Source organism: Flavobacterium sp. Root901, assembly GCF_001429765.1.
GTDB lineage: Bacteria > Bacteroidota > Bacteroidia > Flavobacteriales > Flavobacteriaceae > Flavobacterium.
Window position 1 is genome coordinate 127,621 of sequence record NZ_LMJB01000001.1, and the last position, 26,266, is coordinate 153,886.

The following is a 26,266-nucleotide window of genomic DNA, read 5'->3' on the forward strand; positions in this document are numbered from 1 at the left end:
GCCAGTCAATTTTTACTGATCAGAAACTTGGTAATGTTTCCTTTATTATTTCCCAAAAAGATTCATTAAACACATAACTGGCCCCAATGATACTCGATTCTTCTGTGTTTTCTAAAATGATAATTTCGATTTTACTGTTTTTATCTTTCCAGATCTGAGTTACTTTAGGCAGAAACTGTGCGTAACATTTTGCAATATTTCCGCCCAGAACCAATGTATCAGCTTCAAAAGTCTTTAGAAAAGGAAATAAAAAATCACTTAGGTTAAAGGCGAATTCTTCAAAAACTTTTTTCGAAAATTCATCATTTTTATTTGCGATTTCTTTTACTCCGTCTGTAATTTTTTTCCCGCTGTATTCTTCATATTTTTTAATGAACCATCTTGTAGAAAAATATTCATCGGCAATTCCCTCCTTAAATGTTTTATCCCAAAGACAGCCGTTGTCGGGAATATTTTCGCCGCTTGTTAATGGTACTGTCTTATCTAAAAAAGAAGCGCCAAAACCAGTTCCTAATGTTATTGCTGCAACTTTATGCTCTTTTTTATCCAGTCCGTTCATTAAAACACTTCCTATACCAAATGAAGAGGCATCATTTAGAAAACGAAATTTTACATTTTTTGAAGTTATATATTTTGAAAACTCATTTGGGATTACAACATTGTACAATGCCTCAAATTTATCATTTCCTTCAAACATTGCGCGGCCTGTTTCATATTCAAACGGTCCTGGCATAGAAAACGCGATTTCAATATTTTCGTTCAAACCGCATTTTTCGATGGTTTTATTAATGACTTCTGCCCATTTTAAAAATATAATTTCCTTAGGAGCTTTATTATCAACCAATCCGCTAAAGTAAGTTCCCTGAACTATCTTAAAACTCTCATTGTCGACTGCAGCACTGCTCACATGACTGCCGCCAACATCAACTCCTATTGTTAATGCCATTCTTACTCTTTTTATTTTTTAGTTTTAAGTTCTATTTTTCCTCCATTTTTAAAAAGATCATGCGAAATAAAATATCCTTTATTCAAATTACCGTTGACCTTAATTTCTTTTAAATTTCTTCCGCCGGCAGGATTTGTTATGATTATTTTTTTACCTGATGGCATTGTCCAGTTTACTTCGCTAAAAACCGGAACCGTTACAATATACTCCGGATCAGCGGGCGATAACGGATAAAGTCCTAATGCACCTAACACATACCATGACGACATTTCGCCTGCATCGTCCATTCCGGACATTGCAAGTTTTTCAGGACCAATTCCATACATGGTATCCAGAATTTCGTCGATTCTTTGTTGTGATTTTTCCGGTTTGTTTATGAAATAATAAGAAAATGGCGCTTCATGGTCAGGCTGGTTTCCATGGCAGTATTGACCAATAAATCCAGAAATATTCCAGGCAATGTAATTTGGATTCCAGGGTTTTGTAAAAAACTCATCCAATTTTGCTTCAAATGGCTTTTCGCCGCCATACAACTGAACAAGTCCGTTCATATCATGAGGTACAAAAAAGGAAAGCTGCCAGGCGTTGGCTTCACGATACATGTATTCGTAATATGGAAACTCAGGATTAAAAGGTGTAATCCATTTTCCGTCTGCCAGTCTTCCTCTCATAAAAGTGGATTCTTTGTCAAATACGTTAGTGTAGTTTTTAGAACGTTTTGCCAAATCATTATAATGTTCCGTATCATTTAATTCTTTAGCCAATAATGAAAGTGCGTGATCATCGTAAGCATATTCTAAGGTTTTGGTAACCCCGGCATTTGCTTTGGTCTCGATTACCGGATTTTTAATGTCTTGTTCCGGCACATAACCTTTGGCAATGTATTCAGCAATGTGAGGTCTTGTTCCGCCTTCTTTGTAAGCATTGTTTAATAATAATTCATACGCTTTTTTAACATCAAAATTTCTAATTCCTCTGCTATAAGAACCAGCAATAAAAGATGCTGCGTGGTCTCCGTGAAAAAACGTCGGGATAAAACCCTTAATTTCTCCCTCATTAATAATCGAACTAATCATGTCACCAGTTTCTTCCGGAGAAAAAATACTTAGCAGTACCAGTTTATTTCTGTAATCATCCCATAAAGATGGCAGCGTATAATAGCGATAGTTTTCTTTTCTCACTTTTCCCGCTTCATCTGTAAACTCTCCGTTAACATCGCTTCTTAAAGCCGGCCAGAGAAATGATCTGTACAACATGCTGTAAAACATTACGTTTTGTTGTTTTGTACCGCCTTTTACCTGAATTTTTGATAATAGATTTTCCCATGTTGTGCTTCCTTCTTCAAAAATTTTCGAGAAGGTTTTGTCACCTGCTTCTGCTTTTAGGTTTTCTTTAGCATTTTCTACACTAACAAAAGATAATGCTATTTTTACCGTTACAGGTTTTGTATCTTCATCTTTAATATTTACTAAAGTATAACCACCGCTTTTGGTCATTTCTTTAGTATCTAGTTTATCAATCGGACTGCTTAAAGAAGCATAAAAATAGATTTTCTCTCCTCCGGTTCTTTGAAAACCGCTTACAGCATTGTCACCTTCTTGTTTAATCTGCCAGTCATCAACATGATTGTTGGCTTTTCCGAGATCAAACAGTACTTTTCTTCCTTTGTTGTTTTTAAAAGTATATTCGTGTATACCGCAATGTAACGTTGAAGTTAGTTTTACCTGAACATTATAATCTTTTAAATATACTTCGTAATAAGCCGGACTTGCTTTTTCCTGATCGTGGCTGAAAGATGATTTGTATGGAAATGAAGCTCCGTCTGAAACAGGTAAAAGCGGAATATGACACAGGTTCCAATGTCCTTTATTGGTATGTGTAAATCCTAAAATTTCTTTATCTTCATATTCGTATCCGGCACCGGATCTGTATTTTGTCATTGGACTCAGCTGTACCATCGCGTTTGGAACCGATGATCCCGGAAAAACTAAACCTGCCCACACACGCATATCCGGCGGCGGTGTGTATCCAATTATTTTAGTATCTAAAAGCGGTGCGGTCCCAATAAATGGATTGACAAGCGCTGTATATTTCCCTTTTGAAAGTCCTCCGCCAGATTCCTGTGCGCTGACATTTGCGCCAAAAATTGACATAGATAGAGCTGCAAGAACGAAATTCTTGTTTAATTTTATCATCTTTACAATAAATTAGAACTTATTAATCAGTTATAGTTCAAGAAGTTTTGGATTTTTTTGGTACGTGTCCCACAATAATTCCCCAAACAATGTATTGGTCCACGCAAACCATGATCTTGTAAAGTTTTTGGCATCGTCTTTATGAAAGGATTCATGCATAAAACCCGTATCGCCGTGTGAAGCTTTCAGCATTTTGATGCATTCTTTTATTTCATTTTGATCTGAAGTTGTGTATGCTCTCATAACCAAAGACATTGGCCAAATCATATCCATACCAACGTGCGGACCGCCAATTCCTTCTGCCACTTTTCCTTTAAAGAAAAACGGATTATCTTCTGAAAGCACAAATTTTCTGGTATTTTGATAAGTTGGGTCATTTACATCAATGGCATCCAGATAAGGAAGACTTAATAAACTTGGAACATTGGAATCGTCCATCATTAAATGACCTCCAAAACCATCTACTTCAAAAGCATAAATATTTCCGTATTTAGGATGATTTACAATAGCATGATCTTTAATTGCCTGCTCTACCTCAGCTCCTAATGCCCTTAATTCTTTAGCAGTAACGGTATCTTTTATGATGTTTTCGAACATTTCCGCAGCTTGTTTCATACTGGCTGCTATAAAAAAGTTGGAAGGAATTAAGAATGAAAAAACCGTTGCATCGTCACTTGGCCTAAAAGCAGAACATACTAAACCAACTGGTTTTACCGGATATCCGTATCCTTTTAAAGGTCTTGTATCTGTGGCGAATTGCGTTGTTCTCTGGAAAGTATAAGGGTTTTTACCGTCTTTTTGCTGCTGGTCTTTAAAAACTTTTAATGTTGTTTTAATAGCTTTTACCCAATTTTCATCAAATGGAGAAACATCTTTTGTGTTTTTCCAGTAATTGTAGGCCAGTCGAATTGGGTAGCAGAGTGAATCTATTTCGTATTTTCTTTCATGAACACCCGGTTTCATATCCGTATGATCGGTTGTCCACTCCCCTTTTTTATTTGGATCATTGTAGAAAGCATTTGCATACGGATCTTTTAAAATATACTCTGTTTGTCTGTTGATAACACCTGCAATCAGATTTTTCAGTTTTAAATCTTTTCCGGCGAAAGCCATATAAGGCCAAACCTGTGCAGAACTGTCACGAAGCCACATTGCATCAATATCTCCCGTAATTACGTAAGTATCAGGTCTTCCATTTTTTTGTGAATATGTTACAGTTGTATCTAATGTATTTGGAAAACAGTTATTGAATAACCATCCTAATTCTTTGTCTTTTACATTTTTTTGGAATTCAGCGATTGTTTTTTCTATAAACTCGCTTTGAAAATTTCTTTTTTCTTTTGGTACTCTTACGATTGGAAAATCTTTTATCACCTTTGTTCCGGCTATTATGTCCATCGGATTAATAAGTGCTAAAGTGCCAAATAGAGCGGTGTTTTGTATAAATTTTCTTCTTTCCATAGTATATATTTTTATTCAAGGCAGAACCTTTTTATTTATTCGTTTGTTAGTGAGTAAGGGGCATCTTTTTTATCGATACCTCTTTTAAGATTTGGCGTTGATGACATATCAAAATCCAATGTCGCGCCATTCATTAGTTCAGAGTGGCTGAGCCAGTTCTTTTGATAGTTTTCGCCGTTAAATTTCAATTCCCTGACATATTTGTTCTGAGCGCTGTTTTCTGCAGCATTAATTTCAATTGTATTACCATTCTCCAGCTGAATAGTTGCTTTTTTAAATAATGGCGCTCCCAAAACATATTGATCTGAAGCCGGAGTTACAGGATAAAAACCTAAAGAAGAGAAAACGTACCAGGCCGAAGTCTGTCCGTTATCTTCGTCTCCGCAGTAACCATCAGGCGTTGCATGATACATTCTGTTCATGGTTTCGCGTGCCCAATATTGTGCTTTCCATGGTTCTGCTGCATAATTATAAAGATAAATCATGTGCTGGATTGGCTGGTTTCCGTGCGCATATTGTCCCATATTGGCGATCTGCATTTCTCTCATTTCATGAATTACACCACCGGTAAAATTGGATGTTGCAAAAACCGGAGGTGAAGAAAAAACTTTATCTAATTGAGAAACAAATCTTTCATTCCCTCCCATCAGGTCAATCAGACCCTGAACATCGTGAAAAACAGACCAGGAATAATGCCAGCTGTTTCCTTCTGTAAATCCATTAAACCATTGAAAAGGATCAAAAGGTTCCATAAATTTTCCATCCTTATTTTTTGGATGCATTAAATTGTATTTTGGATCAAAAAGATTTTTATAATTAAAACTTCTTTTTTTATATAAATCAATTTCCGACTGTGGTTTATTGAGTGCTTTGGCCAATTGATAAATAGCAAAATCGTCGTAAGCATATTCTAATGTGCGGGCAGCACTTTCGTTTATAACATCATTAGGAACATATCCCAGGGTATTATAAGAATCAGCGGCTGCACGTCCGACGGCTTTTAACGGACCTTCATTATTTGCGCCATGAATTAAGGCTTTGTATAAATTTTCGATGTCGTATTGCTTTACTTTTCCGCTTTTGAGATAAGCTTCAGATACGATTGAGGCAGAATTATTTCCAACCATAATATCGCGTAATCCCGGGCTTGACCATTCCGGCAGCCATCCGCTTTCGTTAAAAGCGTTTGAAAGTCCTTCCTGCATTTGTGTATTCAGTTCCGGATACATCAAATTCAGAAAAGGGTATAATGCTCTAAAAGTATCCCAAAAACCAGTATCAACAAACATATATCCCGGAAGTACTTTTCCGTTATACGGACTGTAGTGTACTACTTTTTTATTTTTATCAAACTCATAAAACTTTCTCGGAAAAAGAAGAGAACGGTATAAACAAGAATAAAAAGTTCCCATTTGGTCCGGCGTTCCGCCTTCTACTTTTATTCTGCTTAACTCTTTGTTCCAGATTGCTTTACCTTTTTCTTTCAATTCATCAAAATTGTCATTTCCAATTTCTTTTAAATTTCTTTCGGCTTGTTCGTAGCTTATAAAAGAAGAAGCAATCTGTGCATTTACTTTTTCTCCGGATTTAGTTTTAAAACCAATAACAGCTCCGGCATGATCTGCCTGCATTTCCAGTGCATTGCCTAAAATATCTCCGTTGAATGTTGAATGTACATCAAAATCTTTATCGAAAATAATAACGAAATAGTTTTTGAAATTAAGAGGCACTCCACCGCTGTTTTTTGTTGTAAAACCAATAATTTTTCTTTCTGAGGGAATTATTTTTACGTAAGAGCCTTTATTAAAAGCATCAACAACAATGTAAGCTTTGTCTGTTTGAGGAAACGTAAATCTAAATCTGGCCGCTCTTTCTGTTGGCGTTATTTCTGTCGTCACATTATGATCTGCCAGAAAAACACTGTAATAGTATGGCGTAACAGTTTCTGATTTATGTGAAAACCAGCTTTGTCTTTCTTCTTCCTTAAATTTTAATTCACCGGTTACCGGCATGATAGAAAACTGACCGTAATCGTTCATCCATGGCGAAGGCTGATGTGTTTGTTTAAAACCTTTAATTCTATTTGATTTATAGGTATACGCCCATCCATCGCCCATGTTTCCGGTTTGAGGTGTCCAAAAATTCATTCCCCATGGCATAGCAATAGCCGGATAAGTATTTCCGTTTGAAATTCCGTAGTCAGAATCTGTTCCTATTAAAGGATTTACCCAGTCGATAGGATCCTGAGGCGTTATTATCTGCAAATTTTGCGAATTAGCAGAAGTAAAAGTAAACAACACCAACACTCTAAAAATTATATTCTTTTTTGTTGTTCTCAAAATTTAATTATTAATAGCATTAATTACTTCTTTATTTATTTTATTGACTTCTGAAAAATTCATTTTATCTACTTTTCGATCGTATGTCATAAAACCATTTACTTCTCCTTCTACATCAGTTGTCTGCGTATATACAGCGGCAGAAAAACCTGTTTTAGCCAATTTAATTAATTGATCGGCATATTCTTTGTATTTTGCAGTGGTTTCGTCATTGTTTTTAAATTGTGTATATCCCCAATTTTTATCGGCCTGCCACAAATGGCCTGTTACCGGCATGCCAATTCCGCCATATTCTCCCAAAACAGTAATTCTTCTGGCATCATACAATTTAAGCTCAGGCCCCGGATAATGGTGAATATCCAAGATATCGCCTGTTTGAAAATGATTTCCGCCGCTTGATGAATTTACTAATCTGCCAGGATCGTGATTTTTTGTCCATTCTGTTATTTCGACTGTTTTAAATTGTCCCCACGCTTCATTAAACGGAACCCAGACTACAATACTTGGATAAGAATAAAGATGATCCATAATTTCTCTCCACTCTTTTTTGTATGTTTCCTCAGAGTGTGCGGTTCTTTTTAACTCTGTTCCTTCAAAATACTTGTGCATCTGCCATATTGGACCATCGTCTCCATTTGGCATATCCTGCCAGACTAAGATACCCATTTTATCGCAATGTGTATACCATCTTGCCGGTTCTACTTTTACGTGCTTTCTAATCATATTAAAACCTAATTCCTTGGTTCTTATAAGATCATATTGTAATGCCTTATCTGTTGGGGCAGTATACAATCCGTCAGGCCACCAGCCCTGGTCTAATGGGCCAAACTGAAAACAGTTTTTGTTATTAAGCTGTATCCTGACAATACCATTGCTGTCTCTTTTTGAAGATATTTTACGCATTGCAAAATAACTTTTTACTTCATCTGTGACTTTATTGCCGCTGATCAATTTCACTTTTACATCATATAAAAATGGAGAATCAGGCGACCACAATTTTGGATTATTCAATACAATATCTAAAGCCTGACCAGCTGCAGCTTTTTCTGAAGCAATTATTTTTGCACCATCCAAAACTGTAATTTCAACCACATCGCCGGCAGTACTTCCTTCTGTTTCTGCAGCAATATTAATAGTATTATGATCAATGTCTGAGGTTGTTCTGAGATTCGTAATGTGTTTTTTGCTGACAGGCTCTAACCATACTGTCTGCCAGATCCCTGTTACAGGTGTGTACCAGATACTTTCCGGATTTTTAACTTGTTTTCCTCTTGGCTGGGTTCCGTCACTTGTTGGATCCCAAACTTTTACTACCAGTTTTTGCGATTTCCCATTTAAGAAAGGAGTAATATTAAAACTAAAAGGTACGTATCCTCCGGTATGTGTTCCAATTTTTACATTATTGATCCATACTTCTGTTTTCCAGTCTACTGCGCCAAAATGCAATAAAATTTCTTTGTTCTTCCAGTTCGTGTCAATTGTAAAATTAGTTTCATACCAAAGTTCGTTTTCAGAACCTACTGTTTTCATTACGCCCGAAAGACTTGATTCAACAGCAAAAGGAACAAGTATTTTTCCCTCATATCCTTTTGGCGCTGTCTGCCCTGCGGGTTGTATGGCGTAGTTCCATAAACCGTTCAGATTTTTCCATTGTTCTCTTTCCATTATAGGCCTCGGATATTCCGGAAGCGGATGATTTGGATCAACCTGTTCTGCCCATTTTGTTTTTATTTTGTCTCCCTGCGGCTTCCATTGCGCAAATAATGACAGGCTGGCAAAAAGAAAAAATATAATTGTAATTTTATTTTTCATCATAGTTTTTGGAAATTTTAAAAGCGCATTAGATTTTATAAAACCCGAAGGAGACTGACCTCTCCTTCAGGTATTACAAAAATTACTAAACAAACTAACTTTAATTAATCAAAAAATCCGTCTTTGTCAAGTTTAGCTGCTGCTTCTATCAGCATAACGCCGCTTAACTGGGTAGTAAGGTCTACACTTGCACCAGCCGATGGAGCTGTTTTCCAGTTGTTGCCGGAAAGCATTGAAGGTCTTAATATTCCATTTTTATAAAATGTCTGTGCATTAAATTTTAAAAATGCCGCAAATTTCTCCGCATCTGTAGAGTTGATTGTTGGCTGCTCGGTAAGCTCGGTAAAATAACGTACCAGAATACCTTTAAACAAACCTCCGTCTCCCTGACCTTCATCTTTAAGAAGACCTTCAGAAAGTATTTTTGGACTTGTTAAAACGGTTCTTCCTGTTTTTAACGCATCATCAAGATATGTCTGCTCATTTGTAGCTTTGTATAATCTTAATCCTGCACCAATCCAGGTTCCCATGTTATAAGTAAAAACCCAGTCTTTATTGGTTGTAATTACTCCGTTTACTTCTGCAATATTGTCCCAGACTGCTCCTGAAACAGGATCAACCAGATTGTTTTTCTGCCATGCATAAATTTTCTTAGCCCATACCAAATCATCCGGATCATTGTCTATTTCATAAAGTCTCATGGCAAGAATAACAGCAGGTGCGTTTGATACTGCATTTTTTTGTTTTGGTGTGTCCTGTTTCCAGGTAATACCTCCTCCAAAAACATTATCACTCCAGCTTAGTTTAATTCTTTCCCATAAAAAATCGGCTACATCTTTATATTCCTGATCGTTTGTAGCGTTGTAAGCACGAACGCAGGCATTTGCCAGCCAAAGCATATCGTCATTAAAAACATTGTTGTAGGTGTTTCCGTTTTTTACTTTAATTCCCTGAACCAAAGCTTTCATTTTGGCTTTATAACTATCATTTCCTGTTCGAAGAAAACCATCTATTAAAACATCCAGAACGTGAGCATTTGGCCAGTAATTAAATGTACTGTTTCCTGCATTGTTCTGTACAAAAGTACCGTTTGCACCCAGGTAATTGTTGTAGGTTGAAAGCTGGAGCGAATCTGCGGTCTGAGACCAGGTGTATTTAAATTCTGTTCCTGTTCCTGAATTAGGATCACGAAGCGGAATTGGATCATCGTCGCACGAAACAGTTAACAACCCTAATCCTATTACGCATAATAACAGAATATTATATTGTAGTGAAAATATTTTTTTCATAAGATATTTATTTAACAAAAACGTCTCTTAAAGACAATCCTTAATAGACGTCATTGGGTTATTTATAAAACTGTAAAACTGTGAGTGTAAGCTGTTGCAGCGGCACTAAAATTAATTTCTGCATTTACATTTTTATTGTCTACTGCAGAAGCAAACTTGAAACTGTTAGCCCAGTAATCATTACTTACAGGAACCATGTACCAGTATGATGCTGCAACATTACCGTCTGGTCTTGAGTTATCTGCATTGACACTTCCATACCATTCTTCAGTTGTCGTTGTGCCATTTACTACTGTAAATTTAAATTTATAACGCTCGTCTCTACCCCATGATTCCTGTTTAAAACTTATCGCTTTATTGTTGGCTTTCCAGATACCGCCTCCTGAATAAGTGTATTCAAACAGATATTGTCCTAATGGAGGAAACCATAATTCTATCTTTTTAATTTCTGTCATCGTTGTAGAACCATCACTAAAATCAACTTTGATTTTATAAACTTTGCTGTCTCCTGCATAAGTTGCTGCACCGTCTTGTTTTAATTTACCTCCGTTAATGTAGAAAACTTCCGGAGTTCCGTTTTTTCTGGTAATGAATTTATAAGTTCCCGCACTTAGTTTAGTGTAAATTTCGAATGATGTAGCACCAACTTTTTTGAAAGCCTGGGCATTTGCAGCTGTTTCTCCGTTTTCAGATCCAGTTCCGGTAATAAATAACTGATCCGGAGTTGGGAATCCGCCTGGTCTTTGTACTTCTATAATTCCTGAAACAGCTGACTTTTGAACATTTATTCCTTTTGATGAGTAAACAGTCCATTTTATCTTTCCGATAGTTTCAGATTGAATTCCGGCTAATTCGGCAATTTTGTTTAATTCTGTAAAAGAAATATTTAATGTTTTTTGAAATCCGTTTCCATCAGACGGTTTTACGTAAATTGGTTTTGAGAAATCTCCATTTTCCTTATCAAAAACCACATCATAAAGTACAACTCCATTATCTTCAGCCTTAGCTCCTTCCCACTCAAACACGGCAGAACTCTGTGCGCCAAGATCAAAAAATTTATTATTAGCAGGCGAATAAAGGGCATTTACCGCACTTACATTGGTATGACTCATGCTGTCGTCATTGTTACAGCTTACCAAAAATACTGTACAAAGTATTAATACTAATTTTGAATATATATTTTTCATGTTTTATTTTTTAGGTTAGTTAGTTTTACCAGTTTGGATTTTGACTTAAATTGGTATTAATCAAACGCTCATCTCTTGGTATTGGCCATAAATAATGTTTGTCAGGATCGAAAGTTCTTAAGTTTACTCTCAAATAACCATTATCTACAGATGAAATACCGAATTTTGCTCCATGTGCATATCCGTTTAATACATTCTCGGCAATTTTCCATCTTCTGATGTCAAAGATTCTTAAGCCTTCCATACCAAATTCTGTACGGCGCTCGTTTCTAATTACTTCTCTAAGACCTGCTTGTCCTAATGAACTGTTGAAACCTAAAGCAGCACCATCTGTAAAACCTGCACGAACCCGAATTGGTCTTATGGTCTGGTCCCAGACTCCGCTAGTCATTTGGTTAAGCTCATTTTTGGCTTCTGCATACATTAATAAAACATCGGCATATCTTATAAGCATTAAATTTAATCCCGATTGTAGCGAAGTTAAATGCTGCGTATCATAATATTTACGGGTGTAATATCCTGTAGGCGTTGCAGATGAGCCTTGTACAAATTCGTCTGGTGATGAAGATCCCGGCTTAATAGAAATTGTACGTGTGCTGCCGTCTGCTTCCCTCCATTTGTATTGATCGTATACGACAGTTCCGGTAAGTCTCGGATCTCTGTTTACATACGGATCATTCTCATTATATCCTGAACCTGCTTCGTTGATTTTTTTTCCGTTAAGCATCAAATAGCTGTCTACTAATTCCTGAGTTGGAGCCAATGCATTTAATCTTGCTCCTGCAGAAAGCGGTGCCATGTCAAAAAATTCGCCCCACATTCTAAACTGCGGTACGTATTGCAAACTCAGAATATCTTCACTGCTGTATTCGTTTTGTGCCTGAAAAAGGCCTTCATAAGAAGGAAACAAACTATATTGGCCATAATTCATCGCCATTAACTTCTCTGTAACCTGCACAACCTCTGCCCAGTTTCCTTCGTACAGATATACTCTGGCTTTTAATGCAGCTGCTGCTCCTGCAGTTATCTTTCCTCTGTCGGCTGCGGCATATTGTGTATTTTTTGGAAGAACTGCAATTACAGCATCCAATTCACTTAATATAAACTGAATAACTTCTGCATGCGAAGTACGACTAATTGACGTAGCTTCCTGCAGCGATGGATCTTTTTTTAATAACGGAATATCCCCAAACCATGTAGTAAGCTGAAAATGCTGAAATGCTCTTAAAAAACGAGCCTCTGCCTTCATTCTTGCAATAACCGCTGGATCTGCATTTGGTACACGGTCAATATTTTCTAATATCAGATTACAGGTTTTGATTCCCGCATATCTGTCATTCCATTCTTCTTTAATTCGGGCTAAAGACGGATCATAAATTCCGGCGCCAATCGATGCTGCACCGGCGTTATCGCCTCTTCCGTTATAAGCATTATCAGAAAGTGCTTCGTTATAAAAGAAATACTGGCTTTTTTGCATTTGCGAATAAGCCGTATTTAAAAACGTCTGCGCTTTATCGGTACTAGTCCAGTAAGTTGAATCTGTAAACTGATTCTCTGGTGCCTGATCCAGGTCTTCACAGCTTGTGAGCAGTAAGAGCAGAACCGGTATAAATTTTATATGTTTAAATATATTTTTCATTTTGATTTTTTTTAGAAGCTGATATCAAGACCCATTCCGTAATAAACCTGCGTTGGATAAGCTCTTCCGCTGTTTGCCCCTGAAGGCGTCATGCTGTTATTGAATTCGGAAAGCTCCGGATCAACAAATTTAACTTTCGATAAGGTCAGCAGATTTTGCCCTGAAACATAGATACGGAAATTACTCATACCTAATTTTTCTGCTGCCTGATTTGGTAATGTATACCCTAACTGTACATTTTTAAGTCTGGCATAAGCGCCATCGTACAAATACATATCTGAACCTCTTCTAAAATTGTTTGTATTAGACTGTGTTCCGTTGTTTGCCAGTCTTGGGTATCTTGCATCCGGATTTTGAGGTGTCCAGTAATCAAGCTGATGCGTATACATGGTCATACCATAATTATAGTGAAAAGGCTCCACCAGCTCACCTCGAATCATCATGGTTCTTTTTCCAACTCCTTGTAAAAAGATACTTAAATCGAAATTTTTATAATCAACATTATACGTTACTCCAAAAGTGTATCTTGGGAAAGGATTTCCGAAAATGAATTTATCATTATCATCAATTTTACCATCTTTGTTAGCATCTACATAACGGTTATCTCCCGGATGTACCGTAATTCCGGCAGGAACTGCCGCACCCTGGATTTCTTCTACATTTTGAAAATATCCGTCTCTTTTTAAACCAACATAAGAATTGAAAGGCAAGCCCTCACGAAGCAGAACCTGAAGTTCTTCAACACCTGTTAATCTTTCCTGTCCGTTAAAATCAAGTACTTTATTTTTAGAATCACCAACATTCAGCGTGATACTTTGGTTTAAAGATTTTCCTTTATGTCTGTATGTAACACTTACTTCCCATCCTCGATTACCTACTTTACCAGCATTAAAATCAGGAAGATCTGTACCATACACTCCGGGAACCTGAGGCTGCACCAGAATGTCTGAAGTTACTTTATCAAAATAATCAAATGAGAAAGATAAAGCTCCTTTAAAAAAGTCGGCATCAACCCCGGCATTAAAAGTCGCCGCTTTTTCCCATTGAATATCCGGATTTGCAAAATTATATCCGGTACCGCTTACGCCAGAATTGTTGAATCCATAAGCATTCTGAAAAGTAAAATAAGTAGTCTGATACTGGTAATTACCTACGTTTTGATTTCCAAGTATTCCGTAAGAAGAACGCAATTTTATGTTTCCTACATTATTATTGTAGCTTTCCATGAATTTTTCCTTTGTCAGGGCGTAACCTACAGATGCCGATGGAAAAAATCCCCATCTTAATTCATCTCTGAATTTTGATGAACCATCATATCTAAAACTAAACTCTGCAAAATATTTGTCGTTATAATCATAAGACGCACGACCAAAAAGAGAATTAAGACTGTTTTTAAAAGAAGCCGGATTACCATTTGGATCCGTTCCGTTAGAGTTATAAGAATCCTCGCCAATAACAGTTTCGCTGGTTGGTGTTCCTAAATCCGGATCAGTATATTTTTTATAAATTCCAGTTCGGCGCTCGGAATGATTTTCATTAGAAACCCCAACTAAAGCCCCTACATTATGATTCCCGAATGACTTTGAATATTCCAGCATAAATTGTGAATTCAAATCAAGGCTTTTTTGCGATTCGTCTCTGGTATCCCTATCGGCCCCATAAACTCCCTGCGGAGAAAAATTTACCTGCTTAACACGACTGTACAAGCTTCCAGCCCATAAACGTCCTCCCAAAACTCCTTTAACTTTTAAAGCATTGGTTAACTTAAATTCAGCATTAAAAGCTCCAAAAATATCATCATTGTCGTATTTTCTAAAACCACCCTTCTCTAAAATACCAAGAGAATTAAATTGCTGCAATACATCGTTTGTTAAGTAGTTGCCATTTTCATCTTTTTGAGTATAATATAATGGAACTCTAAAAGCATCGACCATTAAGGTACCAGTACTTGACGAGTGGTCATTTATTAACTGTTTAGAATAAGCAAGGTTAGATGTCAGCTTAAATCTTCCATATTCATTGGTAAGATTAATTCTGAAATTATAACGCTGCATACCTTTCTTTGGTCCCACAAAATTACTTTCGTTGTCTAAATAGCCTAAAGAAACTAAATAAGTGGAATTTTCACTTCCACCAGAAATTGAAAGATTTTGATTTAACTGTACAGACGGTTTTACAATTTCTTTTGCAAACCATTCTGTATCACCTTTAGCTTTTAACTCTGCAATTTTTTCGGCCGTAAATACCGCTGTTGTTTCGCCGGAATTAAATGCTGCTTCATTTCTCAGCATTGCATTTTCATATCCATGTACAGGCTCTGTAAAAAACTTTGGAGTATTAAAACCGGTTAAACTGCTGTACTGAATAGACATTGTTTTGTTTTTACTCCCTTTTTTAGTTGTGATTAAAACAACACCATTGCTGGCACGCGATCCGTAGATGGCGGCACTTCCTGCATCTTTTAAAACAGATACACTTTCTATATCGGCAGGATTTAATGAATTAATATCACCTCCTACGATACCATCTATAACTATCAGCGGACTATTATTGCCCAGTGTGCTGATACCTCTAATGTTAAGGTTGACACCTGCACCAGGTTCAGAATTTGTCTGCTGAATGGTTAAACTAGGCGCTTTTCCCTGCAATGCCAGAGTTGTATTTACGTTTGGCCTGCCCTGAAAAGCATTATTTCCAACCTGATCTACAGCACCTACAACTTTCTTTTTTTTCTGTGTGCCATACCCTACAACGACTACCTCATCAAGGGCGGAGACATTCAGCTCCATAGAAACATTAATAGTAGTTCTGTTGTTTACTTTTACTTCTATCGGTTTATAACCAATCATTGTAATTTTTAAAGAACCATTACCATTTTTGAGCTTTATTGTATAATGCCCGTCAAAATCAGCATTTACACCATTTCTGGGATCAGTACTGTCTACAATTGAAGCACCAGGAAGAGACAAACCATCTGAAACAGAGGTAACAACCCCGGAAACCTGAACTGGCTGGCTTTGAGCTGAGGCAAAATCGTAAAAGCCGCATACGAGAAGAATTGTGAGAAAGAAATGCGTACCGCGCATTCTCTTCCTGCGATTTAATAATTTCATCATGAAGATTTTGGTTTAGTTAGTTACACTAAATTGAGAACCATATTTAGAAAGTTTTGTGGTAATTGGCTTTCCAATATAAAAGAGTATTAATTGTTTTTTGAATAAAGTTCCGGCAGCTCTAATTCAAAAAATCGAAATACTATTTTTAAGTAATCAATTCATAGCAAACATACTAAAACGTTTTAGTAAAAAAAACTTTTTTTTACTAAATATAATTTTATTGTTAATTTTATAAGAGATGTATTTATTCGAGGAGAAAAAATAAAGATTTCTCAAAACATTAAAACGAAAACGTTATAAAAAATGTTAATGAAAATTGGCCTCAAAAATCATATTAGGTTGAAATGACATAAAATTCTTCTATTTTTTTGCCGTTAAACACAAAAAAAAATCTGAAAATCAACAAATGGTTGAAATTCAGATTTTTTTAAAGCAAAAATATAATAGTATAGTTGCTTAAATTATAAAAATATTATTTAGCCATAGACGATTCACGTATTAACAATTCTGTTTTTAAAACTACACGCTGATTGGGAGCACCGGCTTCTTTTTTCTTTAAAAGCGGCAGCATGAGATCCATTAATTTAATACTCATTTCTACTAAAGGTTGAGAAACGGATGTAATAGTTGGATCGTATATTTTAAACATATCATTATCATCAAAGGCAATAATTCCCAAATCTCTAATTAATTTTGGATTTTTCTCTTTTAAAACTTCTAACCCGCTTTGAGCCAGATAATTTGTTGAAAAAAACACCGAATCTAAATCCGGGTGTGTGTCTAAAAAATTATGAATATAAGCTTTCCCTCTTCCTTTTATAATTTCATTAAACGGAATTTGAAGTGTATTAGACTTTAACCCGTTTGTTTTTACAGCATCTTCATAACCGTTTAAACGCCCACCCATCTGACTCTGATTGGTTGCTGTAGTAATAAAACCTATATTTTTAAATTTATTATTTATCAAATGCTGAGTAGCATCAAAAGCTGCTTTTGCATTATCGATAACTACACTGCAGCAGTCCAGTTCTTCAAAAAATCGATCAAGCAGCACAACTGGTATATTGTCTTTTAACAAATTTTCAATTGTATCTTTTATGCCTGGAGACGGCACTATAATAAAACCATCAACCTGTCTGAAATTAAATAAAGAAATCAGTTCATTAGATTTTTCATCGTTATTTTCATTACTGCAGAAAATGACTTTGTATCCTTTATCATATGCGATATCTTCAAAAATACGTGCAAGTTTGGAGAAAAAACTATTTGAAATATCTTCAACCATAAAAACCAAAATTTTTGATTTACCGGTTCGAAGGCTTTGCGCAATCTGATTTGGCCTGTAATTTACTAATTTAGCATAGTCTAAAACCTTTTTTGTAAGTTCCTTAGAAATATGTTTTTCTTTTGCCTTACCATTCAAAACAAATGATACTGTAGTTACAGAAATCTTAAGTTCATTTGCAATATGTGTTATAGATACAGGTTTTTTTTTCATTTAAAATTATTTTACACCCAAAACCGTCATTGAAGTTTCAAATATAGTAAAAGTTATAATAGCGTTTAAAATCGCGATATACTATATTCAAAACGTTTTACTGTCTTAAAGAATTTACAAAACAAACCTAAAAAGAATCAATACGAAGATTTAATACTTTATTATCAAAAAGTAATATTATTTTCCCGCTTGTTTAAAATTCTCACTGGAGACCTAAACAATCACAAATTTACTAATACGTTTTAGTTGACAAAATATTATTTAGATTATTTGCTTAACCCACATCACTTCAGAAAGATGTAAAGCTGAAAATTTCAAGAGATTATTTTTGCTTACTTTCTTAAAATGCAATCCTGTTTTATAGATTTTTGAAGTAACCATAAAACAGGATTATTTATCACAAAACTTTGAATGTTAGTAACTCTAAGCCTTAGCATTACTTTTAAATTCTGTTTCGGTATGCATAGCACAAATCCAGTGGCTGTTTTCTTTGATCCATGTAGAAGTGCAGGCACACTTTACAGGTACTTTTTGTTTATCATCTGTAATTCCAAATTCGATTAAGTAACCAATTATTGCAGTATTCTCAGTAACAAGTTTCGTTTGAATATCTGTTATATTCAAAACTTTTATTTTATCTCCGCCTCCGGATTCAAACATGCTTTTGAATGTGTTTTCATCTACGCTTTGGACACCATTTCTGCCCGCAATAATACAAGGAAAATGAGTAAGATTTTTTACCGTTGCATAATCATGATTTTCCATTCCCTGCCAATATTTTCTTTCCAGTTCAATTATTCCCGTTTCCATAATATCATTTTTAATAATTTATAGTAATACAAATTACAATTTTATAACCAGAAGAAGGGATGATTTAACACATATTTAATTGAATATCAAAAAATTATAAATACAAATAAATATTTAACGCAGCTTTATATTCATTAAGATCTCTTCATCAAGTTAAGCAGTGAGTCGATAAAATTAACTTTTACAAAAGATTAGTTTTTTTATTTGAGCCACTGAAGCCAAATATGCTGTTAGAATTAAATCGTATTCTTCCTATTTATTGAGATGCATTATCACAATACCTCTGAGCTTTTTTCACTCAACAATGTTATTTTTTAACAATCACTTTCTTAAAACATTTATATATTTACCGCATAAACCTTATAAACAAAAAAATAAATAATTAATAAAATTATGACTAAATTGTATGCCAAAGAATTACTGTTAACAGCAGTATTAGCATTTTGTACAAGCCATATTAATGCACAGGAAACTTCATTAGGAAGTAAAATTGTTGGTAATAACGATCCCAATAATTATTATATCGGGCATTTTACGGTGCCAGGTTCTGATGGATTAGATCTTCATTGGTTTGGGGGAATTCGTTTTGGTGACAGCACATCACCATCTGTAATGCAGATCAATAATGGAAAAGTAGGAATTGCTACATCCACTCCTTCTTCTAAACTGACTATTAAAAGTTCCTCCAATGGTAGTGATGGTGCTTTAAGAATACTGGGATACAATAATACGTCTGACATAAGTTACTGGAGCGAAAGTCAAATTGCTATGATGTATAACGGTCAGTATAAAAATTTAATCTCTTCTACAGGAGATTCATATTTTAATGCCGGAAATGTTGGTATTGGCACAAATGCACCAACTGCAAGTTTAGATATCAATACTCCATCAATAACTGGATCTGAGACGTTATTAAAATTACGAGTAAGTGATGCTCCTTCAGATTATTTACGAATTGGAAATGCAACAAATACTGATGCACAATTTATACCCACTTTATATGGTTATCGCATATCAGATAATAGAGCTTCACTTTATTTGACAGCTTCAACAGAAACCAATATTGACAACGGCACAAGTCCCTTAATGGTATTTGATTCACGAACTATAAATGCTGCCATTGTAACAAGACCGTTGTTTTCATGGGAATCTTATGGCAATAAAAAAATGACTTTAAATGCAAATGGCAGTCTTGGAATTGGTACAACAACTACAGGAAATCATAAACTAGCTGTTGAAGGGTCTATTGGCGCACGCGAAATTAAAGTAGAGGCTGCTGGATGGTCTGATTTTGTTTTCAAAAAAGATTACAATTTGCCAACTCTTGAAGAAGTAGAAAAGCACATTAATGAAAAAGGACATTTAAAAGATATTCCTAGTGAAGAAGAAGTTCTTAAAAACGGAATTAATCTGGGGGAAATGGATTCAAAATTATTGCAAAAAATTGAAGAACTTACTCTTTATATTATTGAACAAAAGAAAAGTTATAACAAGCAGACAGAGGAAATCGAAAAAATGAAAAAACAGACCGAACTACTTGAAAATGAAAACAAAGCTATTAAATCTGTCCTTGAGAGATTATCAAAAATTGAGGAAAAGCTAAAATAATTTGACAAAGCATTTCATTAACAAAAACCTCCAAAATTTATTTAATTTTGGAGGTTTTTTTATAGCATATTATTTTATAAGAAGATATCCAATACTTATTAAAACAATGTCCGATGAAAATTTTCGTAATAAATATCAATTAATTGTTCAGCGCCATTAGCTGATGCTAAATCGGTTAAACTCATTTCACAAAGCGCATCTATTCTGCATGTTTGGTCTTTGGCCGATTTAAGTTTGCCTACACTTTTGTCAAAAATCGCGATGTTTTCAATAGCATTTTTTATTATTGTAATTAATTGTGTAAAATCATCCGGTGATAATTTAGCTTCTTTTACATAATTTTCTAATCTCGCTCCCTGTCTGTAATGAGGATAATTTTCTAATCCCATAAAAGTCAGCATCCAGACTTTATCATAATTCCATATTGTTTTAATTATTCCAATATAGTCTGCTATTAATTCATCGTGCAGGTTATTGGTAGCCTGACCAAATTTTTTGAGTGTATACAAATGTGTAAATTCATGTTCTTTGCGAATCGAAATTGAATAAGAAATCCACAAATCTTCTTCCAGTCCCAATTGACCTGCTGATACATTACTATAAGGTTTTGTACTTAAAATGATCAATTTGTCCTTATACAGAGATTTGTTGGGCATAATATTATTTGAAAATTCTGCATTCCAATCACCAAAAGGATTATTCTGCTGCCAGTTTTTTTTGATGCTGTTCAGTCGTTTCCAGTTATTCAGGCCATTTAATAAAACTGCCCCCATAGACGAAGGAATTGGAACCGGATTGTTTTTATGTACTAACGACTGCAGAATTTTTACGAAATCTTCTTTATTAGGAACAACCAAAACCGGAATTCTGCCTGCAGCACTCTCGTGTATTTCGATTGAGATATTTTTTGCATCTTCCAGTTTTAAATAAGCTGATAATTTTATATCATTTGTTTTTCCCCTTAAAACAACATTATTATATAATTCGAGTTTATCAATCTCTTTTTCGATTAAAAAATTCAATTGCGGATAAAACTCTTTTAGCATATTGAAAATGTCTTTTTCATCTGAAAGATTCATTAGAGATTCTTCCCAAAATTCAATTTGCGGATCTTTAAAAGTAGAAATCAGGCAGTCATCGTTTAATGAAAACTTATTAAAAAGGTAAGTTTTAAGTTCGTCAGATAAACCAACTGATGTCTCATCAATTGATTCAGGTAAAAATGAATTATTCATAATCGTTACGAAATTTGGCGTTTGGCCAGTTGTGTAAATAATCCGTCTTGCTGCATTAATTCGTCATAAGTGCCGTATTCTGTGATTTCTCCGTTATCCAAAACATAAATCCGATCTGCATTTTTTATAGTACTTAACCGATGTGCAATTACGATACGTGTTGCCTGAAGTTTATCCAGACTTTCGGCAACAATATTTTGGGTTCTGTTATCGAGTGCGCTTGTGGCTTCATCCATAAACAATAATCTTGGTTTATGTACAATTGCTCTTGCGATCATAAGCCGTTGTCTCTGACCTCCTGAAAATGTTCCTGCGCCTTCGCTGACAAGTGTGTGCATTTCCATAGGCATATTTTTGATATCTTCTTCCATTCCCGCCATACGGGCTGCATCCCATGCATCGTCGAGTGTCAGTTCTGAATTTCCAACAATATTCTGATAAATACTTCCGGCCATCAATGCACCATTTTGCAATACAACCCCAATTTGTCTTCTTACGAGCTCTTTGTTCATGGCATCAAAAGTATTTCCATCATAAAAAATAGAGCCCATTTCTGCATGTTCAAATCCTAAAAGCAATCGCATAATAGTTGATTTTCCGGAACCTGAAGGTCCTACAAAAGCAACCATTTCGCCAGGCTTAATTTTGAAAGTTATATTTTTTAAAATCAAAGGCTGATTTTCATTGTATCTAAAAGAAACCGAATTCATTTCAATATCGCCGGCCAGCTCTCCCGGATCAACACTCTGGTCCATAGATTCCGGTTCTTCTTCTAAAATTGGTTTGACCCTTTCATAAAGCGGAATAACATTTAAAGAAGTTATAAATGCCATACTTAATCGAAGACTATCTCCTAAAAACTTATTAAAAGCGGTAATAAATGCCATAAAAGAACCCACCGTAATCATAGTCGATCCTGCTGCCGTGGCATGTATCACGGTATAATAAATAAAAGAGAAAAAGAAAATACTGGTAAATAGCGGATAAGAACTATTAAAAATTTCCACAAAGTTTTGATAGTTTCCAGAGCTAAATCCTAATTGTTTTAGTTTTGAAAATTTTTCTGCCCATAAAGTAAAAACTCTTCGTTCTCCGCCTGTTATCCTTATTTTGCTGATTCCGGATAAAAATTCAAAAAGAAAACCCTGAATTTCTCCCTGATATTTAGATACTTGACGGTCATATTTTAGTTTTAAACAGCCAATTACGATCATAAAAACAACAGCAGCCACAGCAAGTCCGACACCAACCCAGGCCAGACTCGAATCGTAATAAAAAAGAAGAATCAGGTTTACAAAGGAAAATGCACCGCTTAATACGGCTGTCATTAATGTGCTTGAAAGTATCTGACGGATCGAGTTGATACTCAGAATTCTGTTCGTAAGATCTCCGGCAGTATATTTTTTGTAAAAAGTTACGGGCAGGCGCAATATATAATCCATAACTCCCGCCTGCAGGTTAATACTCGATTTTGATTCTACTCTCATTTGCAAAACACCCTGAACAAGCTGAAGTCCGGCAGTTACCAAACCTATCACGATCATGATACTGAATATTTCAAAATGTATGGATCTGTCTGCCGTTGGAATAACATCATCAAATATAATTCCTGATAAAATGGGAACCAGCAAACCAATCAAACTTCCTGCAAATGAAGCTAAAATCAATAATTTGGCATCACTTTTAACGCCGTTCATAGCAAAATTCAATACCTTTTTCATGGAATCCATTTTGACATTGAATCCAGAAAAAAACATGTAGCCAATTGGTTCCAGAGATGCCGCTGTTTCATGATTTACAATAGATTCAGATCCGTCTGCCAGATTTTTTATCAAATACGATTTTGATGTTTTTTGGATAAGAGCAACAGGTTCATTTTTTTGTTTAGTAAAAGCCAGCAAATTTCCATTGTCTTCTTTCCACCACACATCTCTTAAAATGATTTTTCTAACTCTTGTTTTCGAACTTTTGGCAATAGCATACAGCAGATTTTTTGCACTTGTTTCATTCGGATCAATATGTTTGGGTTCTTCAAACTTAAACTGGCTGTGCTCTGCAATAACCTGGCAAGTAGCATAAAGTAAACTCTGTTTATTTAGTTTTGAAGCTGTTACAAGCGGTACATTTTTTTTACTGCCTGTTACTATAGATTTTATTTTTTCGAGTGTATTTTTTAATTCATCTTCTTCACTGACCAATTTTGCATTAAAATGTTCATTCTCAAAAACGCTGTTATTTTCTATTGCTTTAGTAAGCTGAGAATAAAAATGAACTTGTATTTTTTCTAATGAAATTAAAAAATTGACCTCTTCTTCTATAACTTCTCTGGTACTTAATATTTTAATTTCTGTATGATCTGATAAGGATTTTATCCATAGTTTATTGGATACCGGAATTGGAAAATTAGGCTGATCATCAAAATTTACAATAGCATCATCTGAAAAAACAGAAATACTTCCGCTGTTTATGTTTACCCAATTTACGCCGTGAGAAGGATAGGCAATGCTGTTTTCTTTCAGGTTAATTTGATCAAAATCATCCAGAGGTGTATAAACTCTTGGTGCATTTTGGAAATTTAATTCAGAAGATGTTTTTAAAATCCATTTATTAATCATGTTTTTCAAAAAGAAACGATCAATATCCAAAAGATCACTTTTGTTTATTGAGAGTAATTTAGCATCATTAGAAAAAACAATTAATCTGATATTTTGGGAACATTCCGGAGGCAGAAGACTAAATAGAAGTTCGCCTTGCTTTGCCGAATACAGAAATTTTAAAGCACATAAATAATCTCCGTTTTCATCAATTTTAGTGTGAAACACATTTACTTCGCCCGAAATAACCATCCAGAAACTGTCTGTGCTATTAAGAATCAACGGATTTTCAACTCCTATATGTATTTTCGCTTTCATTGACATGGTGTAAATTTATTTTGATTCGATCAGGTGAGCATAAACGCCATTTTGTTGCAGCAATTCCTGATGAGAACCACGTTCTACTATTTTTCCAAACTCCATAACTATTATTTCGTCACAATCAATTATGGTACTTAATCTGTGCGCTACAATTAGGCACGTACAGCCTCTTTTCTTAATATTATCCATGACTGTTTTTTCTGTAGTCGGATCAAGGGCGCTCGTGGCTTCATCCATAACTAAAATTGTAGGATTGCCAGATAAAGCTCTGGCGATTTCTATTCGCTGACGCTGTCCGCCGCTAAAATTAGTTCCGCCTTCCATAACGCTGCTGTCATAGCCGTCACTTCTCGCTGCAATGACATCGTGAATCACGGCATCCCTTGCAGAATTTATAATGTGTTTTTCGGGAATCATAGCGTCCCAAAAAGAAATATTTTCTTTGATTGTTCCATTAAATACAATTACATCCTGATCTACAACAGCCAGTGAGCTTGTAATAATGTTTCTGGAAATGGTATTTCGGTCTTTACCATCAAGCAAAACTTCTCCCTGCCACGGATCATACAATCCCGATGCAATCCTCGCTACTGTAGATTTTCCGCTTCCGGAACCGCCCACGAGGGCAACTCTGCTTCCTGGTTTTAATTTTAAACTGAAGTTTTCGATCAATGCCGGCATTGTGGTGTTGTACCCAAAGGTGACATTTTTCATTTCAAAATAGCCTATCAGCTTATTTTTAGGAGCATCTCCAGTATTAAACGGATTGTTTTGACCGGATTCTTTTTCTCTAAACTGATTGTCAACTTCATAATTTAATACGTCGTCTATACGTCCCATATCACTTTCTGTTTCATGAAGCATATTACCAACGTTTACTAATTGATTTACAGGTGAAATAAAATTGTTCATCAAATATGTAAAGGCTACTAATGTTCCCAGAGTCATTTCGCCATCCATGATTCGTAAAGCTCCAATCCCAAGAATTAAAGAACTGGTTAAGGATGTAATTAAACTCGGCACTACATTAAGCCTGATTGTTAACCAGCCTAATTCCTGCTGTGCGTTCATTACTTTTGCGAGATAACCAATCCAGTTGATAAAAAAATCATTTTCCCTTCCAGATGCTTTTAGGGTTTCAACCATGCTAATTCCGGAAGTTGTGGTTCCGAGTAATTTTCCGGTTTCATTGCTTAATCTTCGGCTTCCGTCTTTTCTCGCCGTTGCAAAAAGTTTAATAAAAACAACGTTTAATGCGGCCATAAAAATCCCAATTAAGGTTAAGGTCACATCATAAGAAAACATCAAAATGGCATAAAAAATAATTACTATAACATTTAAGGCTGCATTCGCCAGATCACCACTTAATAGTTTGGCGACCTTATCGTTTAACGAAACCCTGTTGCCTACTTCTCCGCTGTAACGCTGGGTAAAAAAAGCTATGGGCAAATGAAAAACATGCCACAAAAACTTACTGGAAGTAACAAGCGCCAGTTTTGTTTCGAGCTTAAGTAAAAAATACTGCTGAAGATAGACCAAAAGTGAATTTACAATTAAGATACCGCCCATTATTAAAAGCAGCGGCATTACAAATCCCGAGAAATTATTAATAAGGTATTTATCTATAAAAACAGTAAGAAAAGAAGGAATTACCAATCCCGGAATTACCAAAAATAAACTGGCAATAATGATATAAGTTATACTTAACTTAGAACTTGATATTCTGGAAAGCAAAGAACCTGCAAGTCCTTTTTTTTCATTTCCTTTCTCAAAACTTTCGCTTACGTCAAAAGTCAGGACAACACCGGTATAGGCATCATCAAATTCCTGATGACTAACAGTATATCTTCCCTGCGCAGGATCACTTAAATATACTTTGTTTTTGGTAAACCCTTCGAGTACCAAAAAGTGATTAAAGTTCCAAAAGATGATGGCCGGCGTTTTAATCTGCATGAGTTTCTCGATCGATTTGGCATATCCTTTCGCCTCCAGTCCAAACTCTTTTGCCGCTTTAATAATATTAGTGGCTTTAAGACCATCTCTGGAAACACCGCAGGCGATTCTTAATTTTTCTAAAGGAACAAATTTGCCAAAATGACCTAAAATAATACTTAAAGCCGCTGCACCGCATTCCACACTTTCCATCTGCAAAACAGTTGGAACCTTTGTTGGCCGGGCTTGTTTTTCAATAACAAAAGTGGTACTATTTCCCATTG

The 26,266-nt window shown here is 35.3% G+C and carries 15 protein-coding genes; 1 reads left to right on the forward strand and 14 read right to left on the reverse strand.

Annotation, left to right across the window (positions count from 1 at the left end; all coding sequences use genetic code 11):
• Positions 1-19: 19 nt before the first annotated feature.
• From ASE21_RS00410 to ASE21_RS00460, 11 genes are all read right to left on the reverse strand, one after another.
• Positions 20-946, reverse strand: a complete 927-nt coding sequence (locus ASE21_RS00410; protein WP_057120590.1) for an ROK family protein — start codon at positions 944-946, stop codon at positions 20-22.
• 11 nt (positions 947-957) lie between these two features.
• The gene (locus ASE21_RS00415; protein WP_057120591.1) at positions 958-3,141 is read right to left on the reverse strand and encodes a GH92 family glycosyl hydrolase; all 2,184 of its coding nucleotides are present in this window, start codon (positions 3,139-3,141) and stop codon (positions 958-960) included.
• A gap of 30 nt (positions 3,142-3,171) precedes the next feature.
• Positions 3,172-4,602 carry a glycoside hydrolase family 125 protein gene (locus ASE21_RS00420; protein WP_057120592.1) on the reverse strand — a complete coding sequence of 477 codons (1,431 nt, stop codon included), beginning with the start codon at positions 4,600-4,602 and terminating at the stop codon, positions 3,172-3,174.
• A gap of 35 nt (positions 4,603-4,637) precedes the next feature.
• The gene (locus tag ASE21_RS00425; RefSeq protein ID WP_262487392.1) at positions 4,638-6,941 is read right to left on the reverse strand and encodes a GH92 family glycosyl hydrolase; all 2,304 of its coding nucleotides are present in this window, start codon (positions 6,939-6,941) and stop codon (positions 4,638-4,640) included.
• Between the two features lie 3 nt (positions 6,942-6,944).
• Positions 6,945-8,756, reverse strand: coding sequence for a glycoside hydrolase family 2 protein (locus tag ASE21_RS00430; RefSeq protein WP_057120593.1), 1,812 nt, complete (start codon positions 8,754-8,756; stop codon positions 6,945-6,947).
• Positions 8,757-8,857: 101 nt separating this feature from the next.
• Entirely contained in the window at positions 8,858-10,042 is a 1,185-nt protein-coding gene (locus ASE21_RS00435; protein ID WP_057120594.1) for a glycoside hydrolase family 76 protein, read from the reverse strand.
• A gap of 62 nt (positions 10,043-10,104) precedes the next feature.
• Complete coding sequence (locus ASE21_RS00440) at positions 10,105-11,229, reverse strand: SusE domain-containing protein (RefSeq protein WP_082603415.1); 1,125 nt, start codon at positions 11,227-11,229, stop codon at positions 10,105-10,107.
• A gap of 25 nt (positions 11,230-11,254) precedes the next feature.
• Positions 11,255-12,868: a RagB/SusD family nutrient uptake outer membrane protein gene (locus ASE21_RS00445; protein WP_057120596.1), complete on the reverse strand. Its 1,614-nt coding sequence runs from the start codon at positions 12,866-12,868 to the stop codon at positions 11,255-11,257.
• An 11-nt stretch (positions 12,869-12,879) separates the two neighbouring features.
• Entirely contained in the window at positions 12,880-15,984 is a 3,105-nt protein-coding gene (locus ASE21_RS00450; protein WP_128414636.1) for a SusC/RagA family TonB-linked outer membrane protein, read from the reverse strand.
• A gap of 472 nt (positions 15,985-16,456) precedes the next feature.
• Positions 16,457-17,482, reverse strand: a complete 1,026-nt coding sequence (locus tag ASE21_RS00455) for a LacI family DNA-binding transcriptional regulator (RefSeq protein ID WP_057120598.1) — start codon at positions 17,480-17,482, stop codon at positions 16,457-16,459.
• Positions 17,483-17,905: 423 nt separating this feature from the next.
• Positions 17,906-18,292 carry a nuclear transport factor 2 family protein gene (locus tag ASE21_RS00460; RefSeq protein WP_057120599.1) on the reverse strand — a complete coding sequence of 129 codons (387 nt, stop codon included), beginning with the start codon at positions 18,290-18,292 and terminating at the stop codon, positions 17,906-17,908.
• A gap of 393 nt (positions 18,293-18,685) precedes the next feature.
• Between ASE21_RS00460 and ASE21_RS00465 the strand changes: the two genes are divergently transcribed.
• The gene (locus ASE21_RS00465) at positions 18,686-19,900 is read left to right on the forward strand and encodes a hypothetical protein (protein WP_057120600.1); all 1,215 of its coding nucleotides are present in this window, start codon (positions 18,686-18,688) and stop codon (positions 19,898-19,900) included.
• Between the two features lie 98 nt (positions 19,901-19,998).
• Here ASE21_RS00465 and ASE21_RS00470 read toward each other — a convergent pair whose 3' ends face one another.
• Genes ASE21_RS00470 through ASE21_RS00480 form a run of 3 tightly spaced genes read right to left on the reverse strand, consistent with a single transcriptional unit; the run spans position 19,999 to position 26,264 of the window.
• Complete coding sequence (locus ASE21_RS00470; RefSeq protein ID WP_057120601.1) at positions 19,999-21,135, reverse strand: DUF7005 family protein; 1,137 nt, start codon at positions 21,133-21,135, stop codon at positions 19,999-20,001.
• Positions 21,136-21,140: 5 nt separating this feature from the next.
• On the reverse strand, positions 21,141-24,047 hold the full coding sequence (locus ASE21_RS00475) for an NHLP bacteriocin export ABC transporter permease/ATPase subunit (RefSeq protein ID WP_199858491.1): 2,907 nt from the start codon (positions 24,045-24,047) through the stop codon (positions 21,141-21,143).
• Between the two features lie 15 nt (positions 24,048-24,062).
• Positions 24,063-26,264, reverse strand: coding sequence for an NHLP family bacteriocin export ABC transporter peptidase/permease/ATPase subunit (locus ASE21_RS00480; RefSeq protein ID WP_057120603.1), 2,202 nt, complete (start codon positions 26,262-26,264; stop codon positions 24,063-24,065).
• Positions 26,265-26,266: the final 2 nt, after the last annotated feature.

Excerpts from the sequence above, each read along its gene's own strand:
- ASE21_RS00410 (WP_057120590.1), bottom strand. The coding sequence starts at position 946 with ATGGCATTAACAATAGGAGTTGATGTTGGCGGCAGTCATGTGAGCAGT.
- ASE21_RS00415 (WP_057120591.1), bottom strand. The coding sequence starts at position 3,141 with ATGATAAAATTAAACAAGAATTTCGTTCTTGCAGCTCTATCTATGTCA.
- ASE21_RS00420 (WP_057120592.1), bottom strand. The coding sequence starts at position 4,602 with ATGGAAAGAAGAAAATTTATACAAAACACCGCTCTATTTGGCACTTTA.
- ASE21_RS00430 (WP_057120593.1), bottom strand. The coding sequence starts at position 8,756 with ATGATGAAAAATAAAATTACAATTATATTTTTTCTTTTTGCCAGCCTG.
- ASE21_RS00435 (WP_057120594.1), bottom strand. The coding sequence starts at position 10,042 with ATGAAAAAAATATTTTCACTACAATATAATATTCTGTTATTATGCGTA.
- ASE21_RS00440 (WP_082603415.1), bottom strand. The coding sequence starts at position 11,229 with ATGAAAAATATATATTCAAAATTAGTATTAATACTTTGTACAGTATTT.
- ASE21_RS00445 (WP_057120596.1), bottom strand. The coding sequence starts at position 12,868 with ATGAAAAATATATTTAAACATATAAAATTTATACCGGTTCTGCTCTTA.
- ASE21_RS00450 (WP_128414636.1), bottom strand. The coding sequence starts at position 15,984 with ATGATGAAATTATTAAATCGCAGGAAGAGAATGCGCGGTACGCATTTC.
- ASE21_RS00455 (WP_057120598.1), bottom strand. The coding sequence starts at position 17,482 with ATGAAAAAAAAACCTGTATCTATAACACATATTGCAAATGAACTTAAG.
- ASE21_RS00460 (WP_057120599.1), bottom strand. The coding sequence starts at position 18,292 with ATGGAAACGGGAATAATTGAACTGGAAAGAAAATATTGGCAGGGAATG.
- ASE21_RS00465 (WP_057120600.1), top strand. The coding sequence starts at position 18,686 with ATGACTAAATTGTATGCCAAAGAATTACTGTTAACAGCAGTATTAGCA.
- ASE21_RS00470 (WP_057120601.1), bottom strand. The coding sequence starts at position 21,135 with ATGAATAATTCATTTTTACCTGAATCAATTGATGAGACATCAGTTGGT.
- ASE21_RS00475 (WP_199858491.1), bottom strand. The coding sequence starts at position 24,047 with ATGAAAGCGAAAATACATATAGGAGTTGAAAATCCGTTGATTCTTAAT.
- ASE21_RS00480 (WP_057120603.1), bottom strand. The coding sequence starts at position 26,264 with ATGGGAAATAGTACCACTTTTGTTATTGAAAAACAAGCCCGGCCAACA.